The sequence below is a fragment of the Symploca atlantica LB2515 genome, assembly GCF_052546295.1.
Genome location: NZ_JBQWMT010000001.1, coordinates 2,102,291 through 2,120,387, shown reverse-complemented (window position 1 = coordinate 2,120,387; position 18,097 = coordinate 2,102,291). Strand labels below are relative to the sequence as shown.

The window sequence follows — 18,097 nt, the reverse complement described above, 5'->3', positions numbered from 1 at the left end:
CCTTGCACAATACTGCTCTTGAGCGATCGCAAGTACCGCAAATTTTCTAGAAGAGGAAATTTGTTCCTGGCACACCGCTAAAATAAGGCAATGAACCCAAAAGCACGCAAACAATTTGGTCAACATTGGCTACGTAGCGACAAAGCGCTCAACGCCATTGTGGCAGCAGCCAAATTAAACAAGAGCGATCGCCTCCTAGAAATTGGTCCTGGCACGGGTATTTTAACCCGCCGCTTATTGCCTATGGTTGAGTCAGTGGTTGCCGTGGAAATTGACCGCGATTTATGCGAGCTACTGGTGAAAAAGCTAGGTAATATTGATAACTTCCTACTGCTGCAAGGTGACTTTCTCTCCCTTGACTTGGGGACACAGCTAGCTTCCTTCCCTAATTTCCAGCAGCCGAATAAAGTAGTTGCCAATATCCCTTACAATATCACAGGCCCAATTTTAGAGCAGCTACTGGGGAAAATTGCTCAGCCAAGAATACCAGCGTTTGATTTAATCGTGCTGCTGGTGCAAAAGGAAGTAGCGCAGCGTTTATACGCCAAACCCAGTTCTAGAGCATTCGGGGCATTATCGGTGCGGGTGCAGTACCTAGCAGAGTGTGAACTAATTTGTGATGTGCCAGCCAAAGCCTTCTCTCCTCCACCTAAAGTAGATTCTGCTGTTGTCAGGTTACGTCCCCGTATTATGGAACCACTAGTCTCTGAACCCAAGCGCTTAGAGCAACTATTAAAATTAGGCTTTGCTAGCAAGCGGAAAATGTTGCGAAATAATCTGAAATCGGTAGTCGAGATAGACCACCTGAGTAACTTACTGGAACAATTAGAAGTAAACCCGCAAGCTCGCGCAGAAAACCTGAGCGTTGCCCAATGGGTAGCCTTGAGTAATCACCTAACCCACATTGCCTAGAGAAATGCGCTCTTATTCCCTAATTGCCCCAGCAAAAATCAATCTTCATCTAGAAATCCTTGGTGATCGGGTGGATGGTTATCATGAGCTAGCGATGCTGATGCAAAGTATCGATTTAGCTGACACAATTGATCTGCATCCCCTAAGTACTGACATAATCCGTGTCCACTGCAATCATCCTTTAGTGCCACCGGATAAAGGTAATCTTGCCTACAAAGCAGCTCAATTAATGGTAGAAGAGTTTCCTGAGGTTTTTGCTCGGTTCGGCGGTGTCGAAATTACCATCAATAAACAGATTCCTGTGGCTGCTGGTTTAGCTGGTGGTTCGACAGATGCTGCTGCCGTTTTGGTGGGGTTAGATATGATGTGGCAGTTGGGACTAACTCGCCCAGAATTACAAGAGTTAGGGGCAAAGCTGGGTTCAGATATTCCTTTTTGTTTGACGGGTGGTACAGCGATCGCAACGGGTAGGGGTGAGGAAATTGATTCTTTACTAGGTATCGATTCCTTTTACGTGGTATTGGGAAAATACCGTAGGTTGACAATTTCCACTGCTTGGGCATACCAAACTTACCGTACTCAGTTTGGTCATTCCTACGTCCGTAATGCTGAGAGGCTAGCATCAAGTGCCGCAAGGGTTCATTCAGGACCGTTAGTTAAGGCAATGATTAACAAGGATGGTGTACAGATTGGTCAATTGCTGCACAATGATTTAGAAAAAGTTGTGTTGCCCACTACTCCCCAAGTAGCACAACTTAAAGAAGCTTTTCAGAATACAGGAGCTTTAGGAACTATGATGTCTGGTTCAGGGCCCACTGTTTTTGCTCTTTGTGAGTCAGAAGCTCAAGCGTTGGAAGTTCAACACCAAGTTAGGGTGGCAATTCCTGACCCAGATTTAGACTTCTGGGTAAGCAAGTTCTCAAATCAAGGTATTCAGCTTGCATCGCCTGTTAGTTAACTGTGGTGCTTCCGGTGAATCTGTTGATTCAGGTAAAGTCAGAATTGCCTCTTTTCGGTCAGTATGCGGTACACCATTTGCCACGCTTAATTTCTACAAAGTTCGGCTTTCTTCCTCGTTTAAAGCTATCTACCTCCCTACCCCTGATTCCAAGAAATCGGAGTACTAGAATAAGAGCACAAATTACGAGCGCAAGCATTTGTGTCAGTTTCTTGATCCAGTACATGCACCACCTGGTTATACAAATCCTCGGCTTGTTGCAAAGAGTCTCCAATACTGGTTAACCCAAGCTTGCCAAACTCAGAAAGTGCCCCCATCAGGTGGAAGACGATGCCAGTTCTGTTGCTGCTATCAAAGTGCAGTCGGTGGTGAGTAATAATATCCATGAGGTCATTGGGTATTAAGCCTCGATAGCGCTCCTTTTGCAAATTGTCAGTAGCAATGTAGTACTTTTGCCGGCCCTGCTGACTGTAAAAAAGACCTGTAGAAAGGTCGTAGCGGCCATTAGTTAAGTACTTGAGAGACATAAAGGGATGGGTAGTGCCACCTTTACGCAGGTTGATTTCGATTGCTTGTAAGTCCCAAGCTAAAGCACTACCCTCCGGCTGACGAACAGCCACAAAATCTACACCATAACGCTCAATTGCCCCTTTCTCCGCCAAAATCCGACCAACTTGCATACCTAAAGTTTGCAGGCGTAGCCGATAAGCCTCATCAGCCGGGAAGCGACAACCTAGATAAATCTGACCGTCTGGTCCCCCCAAAATTTGATCATGAGTAGAGAGAATTTTCACCTCGCCGTTAGGGGTAATATATCCTTGAACGCTAGGCGATCGCTTTTGGTCTCCTTCAATAAACGCCTCGGCAATTGCTCCTAACTCTGGGATACGACCAGCGAAATTTTCCCACGTTTCCTCACTCCCTTGAAAGCTCAAATGCTCCATTTGAGTAATCAAGGCTGTTACTCGTTGCTCATGGGAGGCTTGAGTTGGGGCTGCTTGTGGTATCTGCCTCAAATCAAGGACAGCATTGCCCTCTCCCGAAAAGCCCTCATTGAGCTTGATCACAATCCGCTTTAATTGGGATTGGCGCTCCCACAAGTCGGCGGCGGCTTCGGCTAAATCCTTCAAGTTCCACACCAACTCACTACCATCTGGATGGGTTATACCACTCATCTGGAAAATTTGCCGACTGCCACTCTTGGTGCCCCAGCACAGCAAATCTGGGTCAGCAGCAAGTAGGGGTATACCGAGTTGTACCGACAACTCCCGTTCCAGATGAGTAGAGTTATAACAAACCATATAAGACCTGTTAGGACGTAGTGCTTGACGAATCCGTGCCATCAAGCGAGGACGCTCTAAAATCTTTTGGCTCAGTGGTTGTAAAGAACCATCATAAGCTGTCATCAGCAAAAGGCGATCGCGCGCATGGGAGAAAGGAATTCCTGGCAACAACTGCAAATAGTAGTCAATTACAATAGGCGGCAACGGCTGTGAAGTAACGTAGACTAACCGAGTATGAGGATTGCGCAGACGAATCAAGGAAAATAACAGCCGTTCTTCGTAGTGGAGAAAACCTTTGATTTTTCTTAGTTCTCGCTGGTCAAGACTTACGGAAGGCACCACCAAGATATCGTAGTCGTCTTGGTCAAATAAGTCTACGCTCGACCAGAGGTCGCGCAATTGTTTCTGAAGCTGCCGAAATTGTGCTCCTTGTGCAGAAGAAGAATTATTCAAACTGTTTTGCATTGCTTCAGACCCACTTTAATGCCGATAAAAATAATCTTAACGGTTAGAGGGTTAACTAGTTAACAAACCTTTACCAATAGGCAGTCAACCAATTAGATTTTTGTTATTTTTTTTGTAAAACAAATATAACTTAAACTGACGTTAATTTTTTGCAAAAGTTAGTAAATACATTATTAGAGCTAGAAAAAACTAAGACGCCTGAACTTTTCAGTCTGAAGTAATCACTAATTTTGTTTTTCTTAGGACTGAAGAGTACGACTAAATTGATCAGCGCACAGCATCTCAAAGATTCTAATGCTTCTTTTGTCGCCATAGCTTCGCTCAGCATAACATAATAGAACGTAACATATATTAGTATCAAATTTCTAATATATGTTAGTAAAAAACTGGTTTTAGTCCTATGGTGACGAGCAAAACACCAGCCGAGTAGCGAACAATACTCTCTAATATTAGTTGGCAGACTTTTAAAGCGATGTTGCCTGAGATGGGTTCTGAGCAAGTAGCCCGATTGGCATATGACTCTAGTGGAATACTCTAGCTCTTTAATTGATAAACTCCAACTTTACGCATCTCTGGAGATTCCCAAATTTTGGCGCTACAGTGGCGGTATTTTGCGCATTTACAAACTTGAAGCTGGGGTATAAGTAAAGTGTCAAAATAGTCCAACTTTTTCGCCTGTTGTAATTAGTGAGATTCCTCAGTTTATTGCAGAAAGTCGTCGTGTTGGGGAAATAACCTGTAATCGGAATTTTCGCAGTTGGGTTAGGCAGCAGTTAAAATGAGTTGAAGGATAGGAGTGATTACTTTAAGGGAACTGCTAATAAAAAAGCTTTTCCATCACTTCCTTTCACTCCAAATTCATCTTGGCAAAGTGGTCTTGCAGCAGCTTGTGCATGAAGCGATAGCGCCCTCCAACTCTTATCCCCGAAAGTTGTCAAATTACCTCATAGAAGCTGATAAATACATTCACAAAGCCAACGCTGTATCCTACGCATACAGCGTTGGGTAATTTACTTAACCTTCCATCTCCTCTATCGATTTAGGAACCTCTGCGGTTAATACCTCGTGTCCCGACTCAGTAACTAACACATCATCCTCAATGCGAATACCAATACCCCGCCACTTTTCAGGAATTTCCGGCTGTCCTTCCACAGGTTTAATCTCTGGCCCAATATAAAGTCCCGGTTCCACTGTCACTACATGACCCGGTTGCAAACTTTGCCAAACATCCTCTCCCTGTTTGTAACTTCCGCAATCATGGACATCGAGTCCCAGCCAGTGACCAGTGCGGTGCATATAGAAAGGTTTATACTTTTCTTCTTTGATGATTTCTTCAATATCACCAGCCAGCAAACCCAAATCCATTAAACCTTCGACCAAGACTCGCACAGCAACATCATGAAACTGATTATAAGGATTACCCGGTTTAACTTGTGCGATCGCTGCTAATTGCGCTTTGAGGACAATCTCGTACAGTATCTTTTGCTCTGGGGTAAACTTAGTGCCGACAGGGAAAGTGCGAGTAATATCTGCGTTGTAGTACCCATAAGAACATCCGGCATCAATCAGCAGTAACTCATTATCCTGCATCTGCCGATTATTCTCTACGTAGTGCAACACACAGCTATTGACCCCAGAGGCAACAATTGAGGGATAAGCTGGCCCTAAAGCCGCCTGCATCCGGAAGATTTTTTCTAGTTCTGCTTGCACCTCGTACTCGTAACGTCCAGGTTGGGTGAACTCCCGTGCATAGTTATGGGCTTCCACAGAAATGTCAACAGCTTTACGCATCAACTCCAATTCTGCGGGACTTTTAACTTGGCGCATGGCATGCAAAATGGGATTTGTTGATGCCATTGCCATCGGACCAGTACCACGTTTAGGATAACCTGCCATCATCCGTTGCCAGTGTTTCAGGATGGTTTTGTTGAAAGCATGCTCGCGCCCCAAGTGGTAATAAATCTGATCAGCTTTTTCTAGGTACTGAGGCAACTTTTCGTCTAGTTCTGCGATGGGATAAACCTCATCAGCACCAAATTTTTTTTTGGCAGCTTCGACGCCGGTAAGATAGCCTGTCCAGACTTCTTTTTCGGCATCTTTCGGTTGGACAAATAAAATAAATCGGTGTTCTTGATGATGCGGTGCTAGTACTGCTACAGCTTGCGGTTCGTTAAAACCTGTCAGGTAAAAGAAATCGCTATCTTGTCGGAAATTATACTCGACATCATTGTGCATTACCGCAACTGGGGCGCTATGAAATATAGCAGTGCCGTTGCCAAGTTTGCTCATTAACTGTTCGCGACGCTGGCAATACTCTGTTGGCAAAATCATTAGTGTCTTCACTATCTGGTGTTCATAAATTAATTATTAGCTTTCCGGAGAATTATTAACCAAGGCTATTATCAAACCACTGGTGCCACTCTTCATGCAAACTATTTTCTTCTACGGGAGGGCATTGCGATCCGAAAAACTTTACATAAACTTTACACTAATTCTGCGGAAATTTCATGGCGTTGGAGAAAACAATAAGCAGAGTAAATTAAAAGTAAACAAACACACAAGGCATATTGGTAATATCGAAGCTTAGTTCATCAGGAAACAAGCTAGTATTGTCAAATGCCATTCACAGTTAGCACTAGAGGTAACAATGGCTCACTTCCCTATCCAGGAATATGATCAACTAAATGACTCGAAAGCAAAACTAGTCTACGAAGAAATTAGGTCTGAATTAGGGTTCGGTATTGTCCCCAATTTGTTCAAATCCATGACCCTGAGTCCGGGTTTTTTAGAGGCTAACTGGAAAAAGTTTCGCTCTACAATCCTTGAAGGAGAAGTACCTCGTACTATTAAGGAGATGATTGGTGTTGCTATTTCCCAGAGTAATAGCAGCCAATATGCTCTCAAAGTTCATTTGCACAGTTTATCAGCTTTAGGGATTAGTGAAGAAGTACTCCAGATGCTAGTCTCTGACTTTGCCAACTGTCCCCTACCGGAACGGGAAAAAGCTGCGATCAGCTTTGGCTTAAAAGCTGCTACTAATCCCCAGCATTTGACAGAAGCAGATTATCAACACTTACAAGAATTGGGTTTAGAACAATCAGAAATTTTTGAATTAATTGCCGCTGCTAATTTATTCACACAAGTCAATCAATATACCGATGCTATCGCTTTAGAAATTGATAATTTATAAATGAATCAAGACCAGGAACACGATACCCTTCTACAGACAACTCGGCATCTGCTTGCTGAAGTACAGGGACTTTCGAGTCGTCTTGTAGCAGTTAATGAGATTGCTAATAAGATTAACTGTACTCTCAATTTAGATGAAATTTTTCGTGTAGTCGGGAAGAAAGCCAAATGGTTATTAGACTTTAATCATTGTAGTATTTGTCTCAAAAACTATGATGATTCTTGTCGTCTGGTAACTCTGTTTGGAGCAAAATTTGCTGAAAACTGCCTTAACTTTTCTGAAGAAAATCCGATTACTCGTGTCTTGAACAGTAGAAAACCCCAACTTAACCCTCAAGATTGTCAAAGTAGTTTTCTCAAAGATTACCCTTCACAGCTATTTATTCCCCTCGAAGCTGAAAACCAGGTCATTGGTTCGCTAAACTTTGCTAAAACTTCTACCATTCCTTACACTCTAGAAGATTTACGTATTGGTAACCTTCTAGCAGTACAAGTATCCGCCGCTATCCGAAATGCTAAATGCTTTGAGGAAATTAACAAGTTGTTAGAGGAGATGAACCAACTGTATTGTCAGCTAGATATGGAAAGGCGAGAGTCTGACACATTGCTTTTGAATATTCTACCGCAAAAGATTGCTCACGAACTAAAACAAACTGGCAAAGTTAAGCCAGTTCACTATCAGTCTGCTTCAGTTCTTTTTACTGACTTCCAGGATTTTACTAAGCTAGCAGAAGAATTAACGCCAGAGGAACTAGTCACCGAACTTGATAGTTGTTTTTCTTACTTCGATATGGTTTGCCAAACCCATAATTTAGAAAAGTTAAAAACCATCGGCGACAGTTATATGTGCGTGGGGGGAATTCCCGCCTCTAATCTAACTCACGCTATTGATGCTGTACTAGCTGCCTTGTACATCAAGGAATTTATGAATTTGCGGCAGCTAGAGAAGATGCAAGCGCAAAAACCCTATTGGCAAATTCGGATCGGCATCCATTCAGGACCATTAATCGCTAGCGTAATTGGCAAAAAAAAGTTTACCTACGATGTTTGGGGCGACACAGTTAATATTGCCTCCCGCCTAGAATCATCTGGCATGCCTGGTAAGATTAATATTTCCCAGTCAACTTACGAACTAATCAAGGATTTCTTTGAATGTGAATACCGAGGAAAAATTGCTGCAAAAAACAAAGGGAATATTGATATGTATTTTGTCAAACAAATTAAAAACTATCTCTCTAGTGATCCCTTTGGTCTCTTGCCCAATGATGAATTTTATACGCTTGTAAGGGAAGAACTAATTAGTAGTCACGAACTAGGAAGTTCTAGTCAATGTTGAGTTCAAATTTAATCTTAACCAGACAAGCAGTTTAAGATTAAATTCACCCAGTTAAACTAATCGCTGATCAAAGAATAGTTGGGCTTTGTCATAGCCCACGGCAGTTAATTAATTTTCCTTATTAGCCAAGATACACAGACTACAAGAAACTTACTAGAGAGACAAAAGTAGGGGCAATACTCTTTGTAAAGGAGTATTGCTTAAAATGCATAACTGAGTATCTTAATCATTGAACCGTTTTTTGGTAAATCGCTAGACTTAACAGTTATCGTATCGCTGTTAACACGGCTTGCTGGCACTCCCTCCATCAATGTCAAAAACTCATCTACCTGTACAATATCGCAGGCTGCGGGATCAGCAGCTTGTGTCAGGAAATGAGTGGGAATAATCATTTTAGGATTGAGGGTAGAAATTGCTCGCTTAGCTTCTTGGGGATTGTAAGCTTTTGCCCCTCCTCCCACTGGTATCAGTAGTATATCAGGACTACCCATGAGGATTTTCTGTTCCAGTTCAATGGGTGCTGCAGCCCCTCCTAGATGCAAGATTTTAACGCCACTTTGATTCCATTGCCAAGCTACATTCGTGCCAAATCTTTTACCTCCGACACGGTCGTGAGGAGTGGCAATACCCTGTATCTTTACCCCACTTATCTCGTAGGCACCTGGTTCAAATATTATCTGAGGATTTCCTGGTAACCCTCCTGCTGCACCTTCATCCAACAGTTGGCTACTGATAAGTACGATGTCTGCATCGATTTGTGGTGGACGATATCCGGCAGTACAACCTAGTGTCCGAAAGGGATTTACCAAAACCCGCAAGCCGCCGCCAGTGAACAAAAAACAGGTATGTCCCAGCCATTTTACTGAAAGTGTACTACTGGGAGTCTGCGCCTGAGAGGGAGTTAATTCAGAAGCTACAACAGTACTAAAAGTGGTCAATAAACCAGTACCTAAGTAGCGCATCAACTGTCGCCGTTTCATATTTTTATCTTAATTTCCTGTTACTTACACTGATCTTGAATAAGAAGGTGATACTGTAATTGGCTCGAGGAAGTTTCGCAATAGCTGTTTCCCACAAGAAGTCAAAATACTCTCTGGATGAAACTGGACGCCCTCAAGGTGTGGATGGTTCCGGTGTTTGATGCCCATAATTGTGCCATCATCAACCCAGGCTGTAATCTCCAAAACATCTGGACAGCTTTGAGGGTCAATTACCAGGCTATGATACCGAGTAGCAATAAAGGGATTAGCTAGTTCTCGGAAAACACCAACCCCGGTGTGATAAATTTCGGAAGTCTTGCCGTGCATTAGCTGTGGTGCTAAGACAATTTTCGCGCCGAACACCTGACCTAAACCTTGATGACCTAGGCAAACTCCCAGAATTGGCACAGTTGATCCAAGTTCTCTAATCAGCAGTTCCGAGATTCCTGCATCCTCAGGACGCCCTGGCCCAGGGGAAATTACTATCCCATCGGGTGATTTGTGGCGGATTTGTTCTAGAGTAACTTGATCATTGCGGTAGACCTGAATTTCAGATGCTACTGGTAGCTGTAAGCCTAACTCTCCTAGGTACTGTACTAGGTTATAGGTAAAACTGTCGTAGTTATCAATAACAATGATCAAAACCCATACTCCTCAAGACCTATAATTAATAATGCATCTAATGCATCACTCAAGTCTAGGAAAGTATTAGCAATACCAATTTAGTATTTAGTGTATAAACAAAGAAAACTCTTTACGCGAAAGGCTTATGATCACTCCATAATACAATCAAGTTTCGAGTAAGTCGGTCATCCAGCCCAAAGAAAAGAATACGCCAAGCTCAACAATGCCTAACCACAAATCAAGTTGCCTGACCACCGACTTACTATGCCCCCCAATAAATAGCCCTATTCAAGGCTTCCTGATCGGCGCTCACTTGTTAGGGCTTGTCTATGCTATTGTCGTATAAAGTCTGATACAGTCACCTGTCGGAGCTGGTTTTCAGAAAAAGAAAATCCTATAGAAACATTTGCCAGACTAACTCTAACAGTGGTGGAAAAATTAGGGATCCAGCCACTAATAAAGAGGTGATTGCCGAGACAAGAACGGCACCAGCAGCACAGTCTTTCGCGATTTTTGCGAATTCATGGTAATTCTTTTTAACTGTTAAGTCAACTACTGACTCAATTGCCGTATTTAGTAGCTCTAGTGCTAATACCAGACCACTCGTCAGGGCAATTACCGCTATTTCCACCATTTCTAAATGTAAAAAAACGCCCAAACTAATTGCTAAGGGAGCAATGAAAGTATGGATGCGAAAATTGCGTTGGGTAATGAAGGCATAGGATAATCCAGCCCAGGCATATTTAAAGCTAACAAATAAATTGGGAGCGATCTGCCAAGCTAAGCGACGGTTAGGTTGAATAACTGGATCAGAATGCTTGGGTATAGGCATCGAAATGTCTTGAGACATAGACAGGGAACTCGAAGTGAGAAAGTTGGGCGTGGAAGACTGAGCCTTTTGTAACACCATTAATTTTTAACTCCATCTTTAGGAATAAACCACCTAAAAGGCAATAGCAAGCTCCACTCAGATTTTTTGACCTACCATCTGAAGCAAAGTTTCCTGCTGATTCAGCATACTCATCAGACTTTCCTGATCCGGATGATCCCACCCCAGTAAATGAAGTAAACCGTGGGCGGCTAACCAGGCCAGTTCTTTTGATAAGGAATGCCTTTGTTGTTGTGCTTGCTGATCAGCCCTTTCGACTGAAATAACTATGTCACCGAGCTCCAAAGGCATCGACAACTGTATTTCAATTGGTAACTGAGGAAAGCTTACCTCTCGTGTAGGGAAAGAAAGTACATCTGTTGGCTGATTTTTCTGACGATACTGGTGATTGAGGGCTTGAATTTCAACATCGTCTGTGAGGCGCAAACTAAGTTCGTAGGTGTCAGAAGGCGAAGTATTCGGTTGCAGAATTTCTAACCATTTGTAGAACCAGTTTTCCCAGGTTGCAGTAGAAATGGGACAGAGAATACTGCCAGCATCTCTAGCTTGTAACCTAGACCCGATAAAGAAGCAATCCTGCACACTCACTTCAACCTTCACAATCAATTTCTCCTGGTGGATGAGTTGTCAGTGTGCTAATGGGTTAAATAGGCAAGACCAACTAGCGCAGCCAACAAGCCCGCAGTTGTCAAGAAAAAGTGGTAAAGAGATTTACCTCCCTTACGCACCATATTACGCATTGCTAGTTTTACATACGTTGGTTGGGGCTCAGTAGCAACCAAGGCTGGTGTGCTTTGAGTTTCACTGAGACTCCGCGTTGGGGCTTCAGGTGCTGAAGACGGGTTGCTCATAAAAAACTGGGAATTTAGCTCAAATTGGATTTTCTATGACTCTAATGTAACAGGTTACTTAATAATCGCGGCTCCCTTACAGACTAATGAAAAGTTCGCTATCTCTACTTTCTAACAAAATCTCCTAGTAGACAGTTCCTCTATATTTATCTGAATTAGACTCTCCTTTTTATGCACGAAGTGGTTTTTTTTTACCAAAATAATGGGTCTAAAGCCCCGTGCTTTTAGCGCGGCTTTGTTTAACTGCGCTATACTTACCCTAAGTAAGTCAGCGTAATCATGTGGGTATTTGAAGCAAAACTTCAGGGAACAAACGGGCAGTATGAGCGGCTTAATCAAGCCATTCGTACTGCTAGGTTTGTTGGTAACAGTTGCCTCAGATACTGGATGGACAACAAGGGAATTGGGAAATACGAGTTGAGTGCTTATTGCGCTGTTCTCGCCAAAGAGTTTCCCTTCGCTTTTCAGCTCAACTCTCAAGCTAGACAAGCCTCCGCTCAAAGAGCTTGGTCTGCTATCACCCGCTTCTACAACAATTGCCAAAAAGGCAAGCCAGGAAAAAAGGGTTTTCCACGCTTCAAAAAGCACCAAACTCACGGTTCTGTTGAGTACAAAACAACGGGATGGAAGCTGTCGGAAGATAGAAGAACCATCACCTTCACCGATGGTTTCAAAGCTGGAAGCTTCAAGCTGTGGGGAACCCGTGACTTGCATTTCTATCAGTTGAGTCAAATCAAGCGGGTTCGAGTTGTTCGTCGTGCTGATGGGTACTACGTTCAGTTTTGTCTTGATGTTGAGCGGGTTGAGAAACGAGAACCGACTGGTAAGACCATTGGGTTAGATGTTGGCTTGACTCACTTTTATACCGATTCCGATGGACAGACTGTTGAGAATCCCAGACATCTGAGGAAGTCCGAGAAAGCTCTTAAGCGATTGAGTAAGAAGCTTTCTCGCACCCAAAAAGGCTCGAAAAATAGAGCCAAAGCTCGAAACCGTTTGAGCAGAAAACACCTCAAGGTAAGTAGGCAGCGTCAAGATTTTGCCGTGAAGTTGGCAAGATGCGTAGTCCAGTCTAACGACTTGGTTGCTTATGAAGACTTGATGGTACGAAATATGGTCAAGAATAGAAAGCTCTCTAAGTCGATATCGGATGCTGCTTGGTCGACTTTCCGTAACTGGTTGGAATATTTCGGCAAGGTGTTTGGTGTAGCTACGGTGGCTGTGCCACCTTACTACACCAGCCAAAATTGCTCTAACTGTCGGAAAGTCGTCAAAAAGTCTTTGAGTCAAAGAACACATCGCTGTCACCATTGTGGGTTTGTTTTAGACCGAGACTGGAATGCATCCCGGAACATTTTGGAACTAGCACTACGTACCGTGGGGCACACGGGAACGCCAGCCCTGAGCTTTGTCGAAGGGTTAAACGCCTCTGGAGACATCGACCTCTGCATTGGTGGGGAAACTCCTCAATGTAAGCCGAGTCGTGGAAAGAGGAAACCCAAAGAGTGATCTTTGGAATCCTCGTACCTAAAGGTCGAGGAGGATGTCAAAATTGGCAGACTCAAGGGTAGCAATTTGCTTTTACAAACTGGACACTGGTCAGGAAAAACTAACCTAAGAAAAGTTAAGCATGAAGTATAGCAAAGGTGTCAGGCTCACTTACCAAGTTCAATTTTTAATCTGACTCCCTGATGCCCGATGCCCAAATGCTAGTTTCCGGTCTTAGGCTTAAGTTAGCTGATTTTCTTGGCGGAGGTAAGCCTCAATGAACGGGTCGAGATCACCGTCTAGAACATCGCTGACCGCTGTTGTTTCAAAATTGGTGCGCAGGTCTTTTACCATTTGGTAGGGGTGGAAAACATAATTGCGAATTTGGTTGCCCCAAGCCGCTTCTACCATATCACCTCGGATTTCTGCGACTTCTTGAGCTCGTTGATCCTCAGCGATAATTAGTAGCTTCGCTTTGAGAAGAGTTAGGGCTTTTTCTTTATTTTGTAATTGAGAGCGTTCCTGGGTACAACGCACAGCAACTCCGGTAGGAAGGTGTACAATCCGCACAGCAGTCTCTACCTTGTTAACATTTTGCCCGCCCTTACCGCCAGCACGAGAAGTTGTAATTTCTAAATCCTTATCGGGAATGTTCAGCTCAACGGAATTGTCCAAGGCTGGCATTATTTCTACTCCAGCAAAGCTAGTCTGCCGCTTGCCATTGGCATTGAAGGGTGAAATTCTTACCAATCGGTGGGTTCCTTTCTCCGATTTCAGGTAACCATAAGCGCGGGGGCCATTAATTTCGAGAGTCGCAGATTTAACACCTGCCTCATCCCCTTCAGAAATTTCTGCCAACTGTACTTTGTAACCGTGGTTTTCTCCCCAACGGGTATACATTCGTAGCAATATTTCTGCCCAATCTTGGGCATCAGTACCACCTGCACCAGCGTTAATCGTGAGAACCGCTCCATGGGAGTCATATAAACCAGAGAGAAGCTGTTCTAACTCCCAACGATCTAGTTCCTGATTGAGCTGGGTAAGATTATTTTCAGCTTCTGCTAGCAGTGCCTCATCGGCTTCTAGTTCCATTAACTCTAGGACAGCCTTCGCATCTTCTAAACTGGCTCGCCACTGCTCGTATTGCTCAAGGTTAGATTTGAGGTCATTGAGGTGTTGCAGTGTTTGCTGTGCTGAAGTCTGGTCGTCCCAAAAATCGGGTTGAGCCGCTAGCTGCTCCAAGTCTTGAATTTTCGCGGTTAGGGCAGCGATGTCAAAGATAGTCCTGGGTTTTACCCAGGCGCTCGGACAATGTCTCGATTTCGTGTTTGATGTCTAATACTTCCATCATGGTTTCAATCTTCAGCTACTACTCAAGGTTGGCATTTTTGATTTTAACTAGAGTTCTCCATCCTTCAAACAATTAAGGGCACGGCTACAGCCGTACCCCCAAACTGCTCGCTTACTGCAGCATTTTAGTCACGACCGTTAAGGGCAATGAGCAACCGCAAAATGAAAATGAACAAGTTGATGTAGGTCAAATACATCGACAAAGCAGCGGGCAGATATTGGTCATCGCGGTAGGTACGGGGCAGAATATAGAAATCTACCACAGCTACGCCAGCAAACAAAAAGACGCCGAGGCCGGAGATGCCGATTTCTAGCCAAGTTGGTGTGTAAACACCAAACAGCGAGAGCAGCATTTGACCAACTAAGACAACGAGCAGAGCAATTACGCCTAAGGATATTGTCTTGGTTAAAGCTAAACCATCTTCTTCCGAAAGATTAGAGCCAATTTGACGAGCAGCGATGAAGGTAACGCCACAGCCAAGGGCCGCAATGCCAATACCTTGAGCTCCAACGCCTTGCGTACTCAGGGCAACGTAGACTATGCCACTGAGGGTATAGCCAGATAAAAGGCTATAGGTAGCCAGCATGGGTAGTGCGAGGCTGTTATTCCCCTTTTCAGCAACGCCACGGGCTACGAAGAAGAGAATTAACTCGACAATCAGCGCACCAATAAAAGTGGGCATAAACAGCCCTGGATAGGAATTAATGACTCCAATACCACCGTAGGTACCTAGTGCAGTTAAGACCAATCCAGCACCCACATAGGGAAGCGCCTTGACAATAACGTTCGGCCCAACTAAGGTTTGGCCTTGAGCTTTACGAATTGCCTGACGAAAGTCACTGGTGTTGCTCATGAGACTTCCTCTGAAGTTTATCAATGATTAATTAAGCACAAGTTGCTAATCATTTCTATTTTTACCGAAATCATCAGCTCTCGCTAGGAGGGAAAACCGACAAATTTACCGCTTAGCCAGTGGCAGTGAGAGTAGATAAACCTATTAATATCTACTCCCCTTGATTGGAAGAAGGAGTCTGCCGAGAGACAGAGATATCTAGATTATTTATTCTTTCTCTTGCGGATTTTATTTTTCTATTTTGCTATCGAAGTTCCTTTACAGGATAAGCAAAGCTTCTTAATTAACCTACTCTGCCAGCTCGAAAATTTACGTATTTTTGCTGAGACTCAAAAAGCTGCAGTTAAAATTTTCCGTAAAACGACGCTAGCTGCGGAATTTTTATTTCCAGATAATAAGGAAACAGATTTATTTGCTTATAGCAATTTTCTTCAGGAAACAGATTTTTGTCGCTGGGATTTTTTTATGATGGTAAATCAGTCTCTAGATTTTCAAAACATGGAACTTTTGATTGCTTACTACAAAAATCCTTCCATAGAGGTTCGCAATCGATTAGTACAATTCAATGCTGGTTTGGTTAAGAAAATTGCTCATAGGTTAAGTTTGCAGTGTACCGAACCCTATGAAGATTTAGAGCAAATGGGTTATGTGGGTTTGATTCGAGCAATCGAGAGATTTAATCCCTATCAAGGGGGTATTTTTAGTTCCTTTGCTGTGCATTTTATTCGTGGTGAAATGCTACATTTTTTACGGGACAATGGTTTTCTTGTCAAGATTCCTCGACGGTGGCAAGAACTCCATCAGCAAGGTAAACAAGTTTCTAAAAAATTGACAGTTACTCTGGGTCGCTTTCCTAAAGATGCCGAAATTGCTAAGGCTTTAAAAGTGTCATTATCTAAGTGGCAAGAAACTAAATTAGCAGCTCAAAATCGCTGGCCTTTAAGCTTAGATGCAACTCTGAATCAAATGATTGATTCTTCGGTAACCTTGGGAGAAACGCTGCCCGATACTACTGAACAAAGCTGGAAAAATTGTCAAGAAGAGCGACAACAACTACAAAGAGCTATTAGTCAGTTGGAAGGAAAAACTCAGGCTGCAATTGAGTTTGTATTTTTGCGGGAACTATCTCGCAAAGAAGTAGCAAAGCAAATTGGTGTCAGCCCGATGACGGTGTCGCGACACGTACAACGCGGTGTTAATCAACTAGTATCTATCTTGGAGAAGCAAACACCTGGGCGTCTCGCTAGCTGATTTAAGCAACTTGTCGAAATAGTTATTTATTGAAAATAGTGAGGCACAAAAAAACTAGTGTCTTGGGTGATGGGTGTACGATCTTCGCGGATGCCAATGCCTGCTGCTTGATTACCAATAACCCAGGAACCGATGACTGGATAATAGCCGTCAAACTCTGGTAGAGGTAAGTAAGACTGATAAATTAATGGCTCATCTCCGTATATCCCGGAAGTTTGGTAGTACTTTTGTTCGTAGTAGATGGTGATGTTTGCCCCTTCACGGGAAAAGACTGGCTTACTCAGATAGGGATGAGATAATTTAAGAGCGTCGTAATAACTCGGCAGTAAGTTAGGGTGCTGGGGAAAGATTTCCCAAAGTATGGGTAGAATTGCTTTATTACTGAGGATCAGCTTCCAGGCTGGCTCTAGAAGCATCATTGGTTCAGCTAAGAGATACTGACCAAAAGGATCACTAATTAACCACTCCCAAGGGTAGAGCTTGAATAGATGCCTAATTATTTCCTCGTCAAGGTCGCAAAATATTTCTTGGGTGTGGTTCCAGCCAATATCTTCAATCAAGATATGCTTGGTTTGTAAACCTGCCTGGATAGCTACATCTCTAAGGTATTCTACAGTGGCTGAGTCTTCTTTACTCTCAGCAGCGCAGCTAAAATAAAGCGTCTGTCCTCGAAGCCAGTCCATATCCTGGAAAACTGCCAGTAATTTTTCGTGGATAGAGTTGAACTGATCTGCTTTTGGGAAAACTTCCTCCAACCAAGTCCATTGGACCACACTCGCTTCTAAAAGGGCTGTGGGAGTATCGGCATTGTACTCCAAAAGCTTCGGAGGGTGCTTGCCATCGTACACTAGGTCAAAGCGGCCGTAAAGGGAGGAGTCGCGCCTTTCCCAAGAGCGACGGCACAACTGAGCAAACTCCGGGGGTATGCACAGTTGAGAAAAACGGTTTTCTTGGATAACGCACTCCACTGCGGCTAAGCACATTTCCTGCAAAAGCTCAGTTACAGTCTCTAGTTCGTCCACTTCCTCAGCGCTGAATCGGTAACAGGCTCCCTCATTCCAGTAAGGCTGTCCAGATAATTCATAGAAGTGAAAGCCGACGGCTTCGCACTTGTGCTGCCAGTCGGCACGAGGCTCGATAATTAGTCGTTCCACTGTTGGTGTTAGCCTCCACGACTGCCGGAACGCCCGCCAGAAGCAAAGCCGCCACGAGTAGTCTTACCGCCACTACGATTAACCCTGCCACTGCTAGGGGAAGTTTTGCTGCTGCTACGAACCGAGGGTCTATTTCTGATAGTACTGCCACTACCAGAGGTGGTATTTTCACTCTTACTAGCATCCTCTCTAACAGAGAGTGTTGGTCGCCTTTGGGAATTATTGAGAATGCCTGCGCTGTTGGGAACAAGTTGGGGCTGGGTGCCGGTGCTGGGGTAATAGTAAAGCCGACCTCGACGATGACTGTAGTAGGGACCGTAATAGTACCATACAGGATATGAGCTATCCCTTACCGGTTCGCACTTGTCTGCCCCGCCCCATTCCAGGCTACAGTCACTGAGGTTTCTGTAGACCTCACGGGAGCGTTTTTGATTTGCTTGGCAAGCAGTAAATGATACTGAGGCAATTAGAACGAGAGTCAGAGTAGCAGTTTTCTTGCTCTTGAGAGTCATT

At 43.8% G+C, this 18,097-nt stretch carries 18 protein-coding genes; 7 read left to right on the top strand and 11 right to left on the bottom strand.

Annotation, left to right across the window (positions count from 1 at the left end; translation table 11 throughout):
• Nucleotides 1-90 precede the first annotated feature (90 nt).
• The gene (rsmA, locus tag ACT7WV_RS08950) at nucleotides 91-912 is read left to right on the top strand and encodes a 16S rRNA (adenine(1518)-N(6)/adenine(1519)-N(6))-dimethyltransferase RsmA (RefSeq protein ID WP_445102572.1); all 822 of its coding nucleotides are present in this window, start codon (nucleotides 91-93) and stop codon (nucleotides 910-912) included.
• Between the two features lie 4 nt (nucleotides 913-916).
• Complete coding sequence (gene ispE / locus ACT7WV_RS08945) at nucleotides 917-1,870, top strand: 4-(cytidine 5'-diphospho)-2-C-methyl-D-erythritol kinase (RefSeq protein ID WP_445102571.1); 954 nt, start codon at nucleotides 917-919, stop codon at nucleotides 1,868-1,870.
• A 137-nt stretch (nucleotides 1,871-2,007) separates the two neighbouring features.
• Here ispE and ACT7WV_RS08940 read toward each other — a convergent pair whose 3' ends face one another.
• Nucleotides 2,008-3,618 (bottom strand): peptide ligase PGM1-related protein, encoded by a 1,611-nt coding sequence (locus ACT7WV_RS08940; RefSeq protein ID WP_445102570.1) that lies wholly within the window; start codon nucleotides 3,616-3,618, stop codon nucleotides 2,008-2,010.
• A 515-nt stretch (nucleotides 3,619-4,133) separates the two neighbouring features.
• On the opposite strand from ACT7WV_RS08940, the gene ACT7WV_RS08935 reads away from it, so the two are divergent.
• Nucleotides 4,134-4,262 (top strand): hypothetical protein, encoded by a 129-nt coding sequence (locus tag ACT7WV_RS08935; RefSeq protein ID WP_445102569.1) that lies wholly within the window; start codon nucleotides 4,134-4,136, stop codon nucleotides 4,260-4,262.
• Nucleotides 4,263-4,632: 370 nt separating this feature from the next.
• Here ACT7WV_RS08935 and ACT7WV_RS08930 read toward each other — a convergent pair whose 3' ends face one another.
• Entirely contained in the window at nucleotides 4,633-5,949 is a 1,317-nt protein-coding gene (locus tag ACT7WV_RS08930; RefSeq protein ID WP_445105607.1) for an aminopeptidase P N-terminal domain-containing protein, read from the bottom strand.
• 316 nt (nucleotides 5,950-6,265) lie between these two features.
• Between ACT7WV_RS08930 and ACT7WV_RS08925 the strand changes: the two genes are divergently transcribed.
• The gene (locus ACT7WV_RS08925) at nucleotides 6,266-6,808 is read left to right on the top strand and encodes a carboxymuconolactone decarboxylase family protein (RefSeq protein WP_445102568.1); all 543 of its coding nucleotides are present in this window, start codon (nucleotides 6,266-6,268) and stop codon (nucleotides 6,806-6,808) included.
• Nucleotides 6,809-8,143, top strand: a complete 1,335-nt coding sequence (locus tag ACT7WV_RS08920) for an adenylate/guanylate cyclase domain-containing protein (RefSeq protein ID WP_445102567.1) — start codon at nucleotides 6,809-6,811, stop codon at nucleotides 8,141-8,143. It begins immediately after the preceding gene.
• A gap of 200 nt (nucleotides 8,144-8,343) precedes the next feature.
• On the opposite strand, the gene ACT7WV_RS08915 is transcribed toward ACT7WV_RS08920, so the two are convergent.
• The 5 genes from ACT7WV_RS08915 to ACT7WV_RS08895 form a co-directional block, all read right to left on the bottom strand.
• Nucleotides 8,344-9,123: an MBL fold metallo-hydrolase gene (locus ACT7WV_RS08915; protein WP_445102566.1), complete on the bottom strand. Its 780-nt coding sequence runs from the start codon at nucleotides 9,121-9,123 to the stop codon at nucleotides 8,344-8,346.
• A gap of 24 nt (nucleotides 9,124-9,147) precedes the next feature.
• Entirely contained in the window at nucleotides 9,148-9,765 is a 618-nt protein-coding gene (locus ACT7WV_RS08910) for an anthranilate synthase component II (protein ID WP_445102565.1), read from the bottom strand.
• Nucleotides 9,766-10,141: 376 nt separating this feature from the next.
• Nucleotides 10,142-10,597: a diacylglycerol kinase family protein gene (locus ACT7WV_RS08905; RefSeq protein WP_445102564.1), complete on the bottom strand. Its 456-nt coding sequence runs from the start codon at nucleotides 10,595-10,597 to the stop codon at nucleotides 10,142-10,144.
• 117 nt (nucleotides 10,598-10,714) lie between these two features.
• Complete coding sequence (gene ybeY / locus ACT7WV_RS08900; RefSeq protein WP_445102563.1) at nucleotides 10,715-11,236, bottom strand: rRNA maturation RNase YbeY; 522 nt, start codon at nucleotides 11,234-11,236, stop codon at nucleotides 10,715-10,717.
• Between the two features lie 35 nt (nucleotides 11,237-11,271).
• Nucleotides 11,272-11,487, bottom strand: a complete 216-nt coding sequence (locus ACT7WV_RS08895) for a DUF3285 domain-containing protein (protein ID WP_445102562.1) — start codon at nucleotides 11,485-11,487, stop codon at nucleotides 11,272-11,274.
• A gap of 279 nt (nucleotides 11,488-11,766) precedes the next feature.
• Between ACT7WV_RS08895 and ACT7WV_RS08890 the strand changes: the two genes are divergently transcribed.
• The gene (locus ACT7WV_RS08890; RefSeq protein WP_445101398.1) at nucleotides 11,767-12,996 is read left to right on the top strand and encodes an RNA-guided endonuclease InsQ/TnpB family protein; all 1,230 of its coding nucleotides are present in this window, start codon (nucleotides 11,767-11,769) and stop codon (nucleotides 12,994-12,996) included.
• A gap of 219 nt (nucleotides 12,997-13,215) precedes the next feature.
• On the opposite strand, the gene prfB is transcribed toward ACT7WV_RS08890, so the two are convergent.
• Nucleotides 13,216-14,323, bottom strand: a protein-coding gene (gene prfB / locus ACT7WV_RS08885; protein ID WP_445105606.1) for a peptide chain release factor 2 whose coding sequence is annotated in 2 segments (ribosomal slippage) — nucleotides 13,216-14,250 and nucleotides 14,252-14,323 — 1,107 coding nt in all. Because the reading frame shifts where the segments join, the coding sequence is not laid out codon by codon here.
• Nucleotides 14,324-14,450: 127 nt separating this feature from the next.
• Nucleotides 14,451-15,179: a Bax inhibitor-1/YccA family protein gene (locus ACT7WV_RS08880; protein ID WP_445102561.1), complete on the bottom strand. Its 729-nt coding sequence runs from the start codon at nucleotides 15,177-15,179 to the stop codon at nucleotides 14,451-14,453.
• A gap of 468 nt (nucleotides 15,180-15,647) precedes the next feature.
• Between ACT7WV_RS08880 and ACT7WV_RS08875 the strand changes: the two genes are divergently transcribed.
• Nucleotides 15,648-16,430 carry an RNA polymerase sigma factor SigF gene (locus ACT7WV_RS08875; protein ID WP_463424237.1) on the top strand — a complete coding sequence of 261 codons (783 nt, stop codon included), beginning with the start codon at nucleotides 15,648-15,650 and terminating at the stop codon, nucleotides 16,428-16,430.
• 26 nt (nucleotides 16,431-16,456) lie between these two features.
• On the opposite strand, the gene ACT7WV_RS08870 is transcribed toward ACT7WV_RS08875, so the two are convergent.
• Both ACT7WV_RS08870 and ACT7WV_RS08865 read right to left on the bottom strand, forming a co-directional pair.
• Entirely contained in the window at nucleotides 16,457-17,584 is a 1,128-nt protein-coding gene (locus tag ACT7WV_RS08870) for a glutathionylspermidine synthase family protein (RefSeq protein WP_445102559.1), read from the bottom strand.
• Between the two features lie 8 nt (nucleotides 17,585-17,592).
• Nucleotides 17,593-18,096: a hypothetical protein gene (locus tag ACT7WV_RS08865; RefSeq protein ID WP_445102558.1), complete on the bottom strand. Its 504-nt coding sequence runs from the start codon at nucleotides 18,094-18,096 to the stop codon at nucleotides 17,593-17,595.
• Nucleotide 18,097 lies beyond the last annotated feature (1 nt).